The organism is Luteococcus sp. (assembly GCF_043424415.1).
Classification (GTDB): domain Bacteria; phylum Actinomycetota; class Actinomycetes; order Propionibacteriales; family Propionibacteriaceae; genus Luteococcus.
Genome location: NZ_JBHWOO010000164.1, coordinates 1 through 2,549, shown reverse-complemented (window position 1 = coordinate 2,549; position 2,549 = coordinate 1). Strand labels below are relative to the sequence as shown.

Below are 2,549 nucleotides of genomic sequence, written 5' to 3'. Positions count from 1 at the left end.
CCTCACCAGCTCCGAGCAGTGGCAGGCCTGGCTGCGGGTCGCGAGCCGCTTCCACCAGTACAGCTTCAACAACACCATCCTGATCTGGACCCAACGCCCCGACGCCACCCTCGTCGCCGGCTACACCACCTGGCAGAAGAGTTTCCACCGCCAGGTCACCCGCGGTGAACACGGCATCCGCATCCTCGCCCCCGTCACCCGCCGCCTCCCCAAGACCAAACCCGACGGCACACCCCTGCTCGACGACAAGGGCAAACCCCTCATGGCCACCCAGATTGTCGGGGTCAAACCGGCCAGCGTCTTCGACATCAGCCAAACCACCGGCGACCCCGTCCCCGAACCACCCCGCCCCGCCCTGCTCACCGGCCAAGCACCCGACGGCCTCTGGCAAGCCCTCGCCACACTCGTCGGTGAGCAGGGCTTCCGTCTGGAGCGCGGTGACTGCCACGCCGCGAACGGCTACACCGACTACACCACCCGAACCGTCAAGATCCGCGACGACGTCGACGACGCCCAAGCCGTCAAGACCCTCGCCCACGAACTCGGCCACGTCCTACTCCACCAGCCCACCACCGACGCAGATCCGGTCTGTCGGGGCAGTCTCGAGGTCGAAGCCGAATCCGTCGCCTACCTCATCACCGCCGCCCACGGCCTCGACAGCAGCCAATACACCTTCACCTACGTCGCCGGCTGGGCAGAACAAGCGCTCCCCCACCACCCTGACGGCACCACCGTCGCCGACGTCATCCACTCCACCGGCAGCCGCGTCCTCACCGCCGCGCACCAGATCCTCGACGCCACCGCGGTACCAGACAACACCCAACCCATCGGCCAAGCCCTCGCAGAGACGGTCGCCCGCAACGTCGCGGCAGACCGCACAGCGATGGTGCCCGAGCGAGCCGGCTCCTCGGTGGCATTCCAGGCAGCGGCGATCTCGGGACCCTCGCACCAGGTTGAGGTGTCGCGGTCATCCCTTCGCCGTGGGAGCAGTCCTGCAGCTCCACCTCGGTGAGACGGGACAGCACATGGGCGCCTTGCGAGCGGCCAGTCAGGTGTTCGAGGCGTTGTCACTTCCCTGCCGGGTTGCCTGTCGTGGCGTGGAGGTCCTGTGCCTGACGCAGGTTGAGGACCGTGCGAGTCAGCATGGGCAGCATCGAGCACAGCATGCCGAGCGCGCCGGCCAGGGTTGCGGCGCGAGTGCCGTAGTGCTAGCCCAGGATTCCTGCGATGGCGCTTCCCAGTGGGATGGAGCCATACATGACTTGGGTGTAGGCGCCCGCGGAGCGAGTCAGCTGATCTTCCGGCGCTGGCTCGTGGTCACCGTGGGCCTCGCCGGGGCCGGTTACGGGCTCTTCGCGTCCGCCCGCTGGGTTGCCGGCCTGGTGGCGACGTGGAAGGGTCGCGGGATGCCGAGGTGGCCTCGCTGGCGCAAGAGGTGACCACGATTCCCGAGGGCAAGCGCGCGGAGCGGGTGCGGCAGCCCGTACAACTGGGCGATTAGTCAATGAACACTGTATAGTTCAGTCCATGCTGACTATTGTTTCGCGCCTCGACGTCATGAACCGGCTCGGCCGGGCCATGGCGGACCCGACGCGCTCCAGGATCCTCATGACCCTGCTCGGCGGTCCGAGCTACCCGGCTGTGCTGTCGCGCGAGCTGGAGCTGACCCGCTCGAACGTGTCCAACCACCTGACCTGCCTGCGCGACTGCGGGATCGTCGTCGCCGAGCCCGAGGGGCGGCAAACCCGCTACGAGATCGCCGACCCGCACCTCGCCGCGGCGCTGATGTCCCTGATCGACGTCACGCTCGCGGTGGACGAGGACGCGCCGTGCATCGACCCGGCGTGCTCGGTGTCGGGATGCTGCGGGACGGCGGTGGACGCATGAGCGAGACTCTGACCACCGCGCGCCGCGCGACCCTGCACCGCCGCGTCCGCTTCATCGTCGGGTTCACGATCACCTACAACGTCATCGAGGCCATCGTCGCCGTCTGGGCGGGCGTCCTCGCGTCGTCCGCGGCGCTGATCGGCTTCGGGCTCGACTCGGTGGTCGAGGTGCTCTCGGCCGCTGCCATCGCCTGGCAGTTCACCCGCAAGGACCCGGAGCAGTGGGAGAAGGTCACGGTCAAGGTGATCGCCGTCGCCTTCTTCGCTCTGGCGGCCTACGTCTCGGTCGATGCGGTGCTGGCCCTGGTCAGCCAAGAGGGTCCCGATCACAGCCCGCTGGGCCTCGGCATCACAGCGCTGAGCCTGGTCATCATGCCGCTGCTGGCGTGGATCGAGGTCCGGACCGGGCGAGAGCTGGGCTCCAAGAGCGTGATGGCCGACGCCAAGCAGCTCATCCTCTGCGTCTACCTCTCCGGCGCGGTGTTCGTCGGCCTCATCCTGAACAGCCTGTTCGGCTGGTGGTGGGCCGACTCCGTCGCGGCGCTTGTCGTGGCGGTGCTCGCGGTGCGCGAGGGCCTGGAGGCATGGCGCGGCGACGTCGAGTCGCCGTTCGAGGTGCTGGAGGACCTCGAGGACGAGGACGACGACTGATTCCCACAGAGA

Annotated in this window: 3 protein-coding genes; all 3 read left to right on the top strand. The window is 68.3% G+C overall.

What is annotated here, in order from left to right; translation table 11 throughout:
• The coding region (locus ACHFFZ_RS09910) for an ArdC-like ssDNA-binding domain-containing protein (RefSeq protein ID WP_394276462.1) at positions 1 to 1,012 on the top strand (1,012 nt) is incomplete at its 5' end.
• A gap of 515 nt (positions 1,013 to 1,527) precedes the next feature.
• Positions 1,528 to 1,887 carry a helix-turn-helix transcriptional regulator gene (locus tag ACHFFZ_RS09905; protein ID WP_123574850.1) on the top strand — a complete coding sequence of 120 codons (360 nt, stop codon included), beginning with the start codon at positions 1,528 to 1,530 and terminating at the stop codon, positions 1,885 to 1,887.
• Positions 1,884 to 2,537, top strand: a complete 654-nt coding sequence (locus ACHFFZ_RS09900) for a cation transporter (RefSeq protein WP_394276461.1) — start codon at positions 1,884 to 1,886, stop codon at positions 2,535 to 2,537. The genes ACHFFZ_RS09905 and ACHFFZ_RS09900 overlap by 4 nt, the downstream gene beginning before the upstream one ends.
• Positions 2,538 to 2,549: the final 12 nt, after the last annotated feature.